Annotated in this window: 5 protein-coding genes and 1 pseudogene; 4 read left to right on the forward strand and 2 right to left on the reverse strand. The window is 54.5% G+C overall.

Annotation, left to right across the window (positions count from 1 at the left end; translation table 11 throughout):
• Positions 1 to 514 precede the first annotated feature (514 nt).
• Positions 515 to 907, forward strand: coding sequence for a hypothetical protein (locus tag J5474_RS22400; RefSeq protein ID WP_209364217.1), 393 nt, complete (start codon positions 515 to 517; stop codon positions 905 to 907).
• Positions 895 to 1,416 (forward strand): hypothetical protein, encoded by a 522-nt coding sequence (locus J5474_RS22405; protein ID WP_209364219.1) that lies wholly within the window; start codon positions 895 to 897, stop codon positions 1,414 to 1,416. The genes J5474_RS22400 and J5474_RS22405 overlap by 13 nt, the downstream gene beginning before the upstream one ends.
• Before the next feature lie 9 nt (positions 1,417 to 1,425).
• Here the strand turns inward: J5474_RS22405 and J5474_RS22410 are convergent, their stop codons facing one another.
• Positions 1,426 to 2,166, reverse strand: a complete 741-nt coding sequence (locus J5474_RS22410) for a hypothetical protein (RefSeq protein ID WP_209364221.1) — start codon at positions 2,164 to 2,166, stop codon at positions 1,426 to 1,428.
• 35 nt (positions 2,167 to 2,201) lie between these two features.
• Here J5474_RS22410 and J5474_RS22415 point away from each other — a divergent pair, with 35 nt between their 5' ends.
• On the forward strand, positions 2,202 to 2,735 hold the full coding sequence (locus J5474_RS22415; protein ID WP_209364223.1) for a hypothetical protein: 534 nt from the start codon (positions 2,202 to 2,204) through the stop codon (positions 2,733 to 2,735).
• A 217-nt stretch (positions 2,736 to 2,952) separates the two neighbouring features.
• Here the strand turns inward: J5474_RS22415 and J5474_RS22420 are convergent, their stop codons facing one another.
• Positions 2,953 to 3,585 carry a tyrosine-type recombinase/integrase gene (locus J5474_RS22420; RefSeq protein ID WP_209364225.1) on the reverse strand — a complete coding sequence of 211 codons (633 nt, stop codon included), beginning with the start codon at positions 3,583 to 3,585 and terminating at the stop codon, positions 2,953 to 2,955.
• 319 nt (positions 3,586 to 3,904) lie between these two features.
• On the opposite strand from J5474_RS22420, the pseudogene J5474_RS22425 reads away from it, so the two are divergent.
• Positions 3,905 to 4,013 (forward strand): annotated as a pseudogene (locus J5474_RS22425) (IS5/IS1182 family transposase); the annotation flags it as partial.

The following is a 4,013-nucleotide window of genomic DNA, read 5'->3' on the forward strand; positions in this document are numbered from 1 at the left end:
CTTCGGAAAGAACGGCCGCAGTCGCGACATCTGTTCGTCGGTCAGCCAGAAATGCCCGCTCATCATGCCCCTGTGTTGGGAGCTTGAATCATACAGCCCGTGGAGCCTCAAGCACGTTTATGGGTCCTGACCCTAGGTACCGACACAACGGGCGGAGAGCTGACGTTCGCCGCGCATCACACCGACGGCAGCAATGCGCAGGAACCGGACAGGGCCAGGGAGGGGCATGACCAAGGGCTCGATGGTGCGATCGGCCCAGAACAGACCTTGACGCTTAGCCAAGAAGCCGCATCGCGGCGACACCGAAGCGGCCACTCATGCAGACCGCAGCACTGGGTGTAACCACAGGTCCACAGTTCAATCACATCGGCGCGCGGGCAACTCTCCGTCATCCATTGGCTATGCATCCTGACCCGAAGATCTGAGAGCCTCCATCTTTGTTCAAGTTCAAGTTTTGTCTTGACCAATCGAGCCCACGCCTTTTCAATTCCTTCGAAAGAGGGCCGTCTGAAGCATGCATCGAATACTCAATTGCCGGGTGAAAGCACTTTCCCTATTTCTTTCCGCCTTCGCCGTGACACCGGCGATCGCAGAAGACGATGCTTGGGTTGTGAGCGCAGAACAAGCGTCCTGTATCTTGGAGCACTCAACCGCTTACACCGCTTCCGGTTCACCGGTCATAATTATCCATGTTGCATCTTGCCCTAACCCCGATCCCTTTGCAGGCGCAACCGGCAGTAAGAGCAACTATGGCGGCGTCGGCAAGATCCGAAGCACCGGGAATAAGACGCGTTTGGACGACGTCATCACGTTCACCGCCGAGCAATTCAAATGCCTGACTGCTGATGGTGTCCGGGTTGAAGACGGCATCGCTTACATACCCAAGAGCAGCGCATGTGGTCGATAAGGCGCGTCACGGAAGTAACGACCATCCTTGCGAACGTGACCGTAGTCGTCTCACTTTCGATCGCGGTCATGTCCTACCTCCAACAGATCAAACAAACCAAGCGAGATACTGCTGTCAGTATGGTCACTGCTTTCAACTCCGGCGACATGCTGGGCATTCAACGGCGCCTTTCGATTGAGTTTGCCAAGCTAAAACTCGGCCAACTCCAAGGAGTGGCGGTGAAGCGGGACACCATAGGAGCAATCGTTGGGAACATGGTTGCGACCAGTGCGGAACCCGCCGAAACGCAGCAGGACATTATCACCTTGGTCAGCAACCTCGATGACATTGCGGTCTGTGTGGCAGCCGAGACCTGCGATAGGAGTGTGGTCGAAGCGAGCTTGGGGGAGACTGCATCAAGGTATGCATGCCTTCTCCTGCCCTATACGGCAGGACTTGAGCAGGAACTACTCCTTGAAGGATTGGGAGACAGTCTCCGGCAGTTTATCGACTACGAGAGCAACTGCTAAGGAATAGCATCATCCACTGATGCAGTTCTTGAGCGCCAAGTCGATAATCCTCGGATCGAATTCCGAACCCCACTCCCACTCAAAAATAGTCGCCTTCGCATTCATTGCTCGACTGTCAGCCGCTGGCGACATCGTCACCTTTGTCGCAGAAGGCAAGCTCACCAGAGCTTGACGCGGGACGACTGCGCTGACGAATACCTTTGTCCCATCGGACATATCACTTAAAGTCTGAGCATGGCCCATGGGGAAGGACTTATCCCCTACATTAAGTTTGGCACCTTCGAAAACCTCAGAAATGTCATCATCGGGGTAACAGAAATCGTCGGTGCAAGGCTCTCCTGCGTCATTGGCCTTCGAAAACGTGCGCGCGAGGAGAAAGCTCTCTTTGTAGCAAAATGCCCAAAGACCATCGATCTCTCCACGTTCACCTGTCCTGGCCATCAAGCCGGAAGCCAACTGGTCGAGTCGCCAATGATGGTCGGTGTCAGCTGTCGTAACGATATGAAGATCACGGGCTTCTTGATCCGACGGCTCAAATTTACCACCAGGAGCGAGAGCAGCGAGCTTAGCATAGACTTCGGGGCTTACGCCCATTTCCAACAGAAAGTTCACGAATAGCCCGATTTCAACCTGCTCTTGCAGAAGATCTTCGCCGGTGAGATTTATTTCAGCAATGCTATCGAGGATCTCTGTCCCATTCAGCCGATCAAATGATAGCTGGCCAGCGAACTCATAGTTGAAGGTTTTCAAACCCGCCAATCTTTGCGTTCCTCCAAGAAACGCGATTGCGCAGGCATCCGCGCAAATGCCTCCTTCCTTCGGTTCATACCAATTACCGTCGTAAGGAGCAGACGTGCCGACCATCGTCTCTTTCTTCGCAGCTAGGGCGTAATGCGCGCGAAGGTTTCGATGCCGAGAATGAGGACCATCAGCGCGACAAGGGAGACTGGCTGGCTGATGAATTCTTCAAAATGGATTGCAGTGAAGTCGGCCCGTATGCTGAATTCATCGATGAAAACTCCCCCTTCAGTACTCAGCATGGTTCCAAGGGCGAAGAGTATCCAAACGTATTGGTTATGATTGATGACATCGAAGCATCTTGGAATACCTACAGCTTTGGGAAGACGCTTACTCCTGGCACCGCTGGCGACCCTACTGAGCGTCAAGCTGAGCTAACCCGAAAATTGGCCTATGTTTGCTTTTCTCGTGCTGAGATAAACTTGCGTATCCTCTTCTTCTCCCTAAAGCCGAAAGCTGCCGGGCAGGAGTTGATTGATCGAGGTTTATTCAAGGAGGAGCAGATTTCTTACATTGATTAAATGGCGCGGAATCCTAATTATTTTCTTTGCTCAACTATTTAGGGCGTGTTACTGTTGGTGTCCAATGACTACGGCACAGCTGTGAAGTTCGGCTTCCCCGCTGGTATGGGAAAGTGTTCGACCTCGGAGCCAGCCGTGTCTGCATGGTAGTTGGGATGGGCCGCTGCTCGTGTCCCGAATGACGGCTATGGGCCGTCCTTGAAGGCGGCCCAGCCGATTAGATTTCAATAGCTTCGGCGATGACCAGCGCATCTTCAAGCTCAACGCCGAGGTATCTGACAGTGCTGTCCATCTTGGTATGCCCCAACAGTAGTTGGACCGCCCGCAGGTTGCCCGTCTTCTTGTAGATCTGCGTGACCTTGGTGCGCCGCATCGAATGCGTGCCGAAGGCGCTGGCCTCCAAGCCAATGGATGTCACCCACTCACGAACAATCCTTGCGTACTGACGGGTCGAGATATGAAGCCGTTCGTGAAAGCGCCCAGGCCAAAGGTATTCTGATCCGACCATCAGCGGCTCTCGCATCCCCCGTGCGAGCGACGCCCGTGTGCCTTCAGAGATTTCAAAGCGAACGGGTTTCTGCGTTTTGCTTTGCAGAACCGACGCTCGCTCCTTGATCTGGCCAGAAGCCATGACATCGACCACCTTCATCTTCACCAGGTCGCAGCCGCGCAGCTTGCTGTCGATGGCAAGATTGAAGAGAGCCAGATCACGATGGTTCTCGGCCAGCTCCAGCCGAACCCTGATCGCCCAGACGTGTTTGGGCTTGAGTGGCCGCTTCTGGCCAACGATCCTGCCTTTGTTCCAAGCAGGGCGAAGCGCGCGAATGGCAGGTAAGTTTGGTGTTTCCATGATGGATCCTCCGATCCACCACGCCCTCCCACATCGACAACCCGACGTTGACAGAACAACATATCACATGATGCTGCGACGCATCCGAGTTCGGCTTGGAGCCCAAGGTGTCAAATGCTGCGTGATCCACAAACGGGCGCGAAGTGCGTTAAGCTGACTTTGCCACATGAGAGGACGGACCTTATCAGGCTTCATCGGGATCATGAATGCTGCGCAATGGGTGTTTGACCGGACAAGAAATTGATGTATCTATGGCGTTGTTGCAGACCTCAGCCGTTGAAGGATTCACACCGGGAAACCATGCGGTTAGACGCGCAGCATGAGCAAGCCCAAGCCCGCCCGCTACCGCACGACGAACTGGTCTACCTACAACGCTGCGCGCCGCAAGCGCGGGTCGCTGCTGATCTGGCTGGACACGGAGATGACCT

Source organism: Sagittula salina, assembly GCF_017813235.1.
Classification (GTDB): domain Bacteria; phylum Pseudomonadota; class Alphaproteobacteria; order Rhodobacterales; family Rhodobacteraceae; genus Sagittula; species Sagittula salina.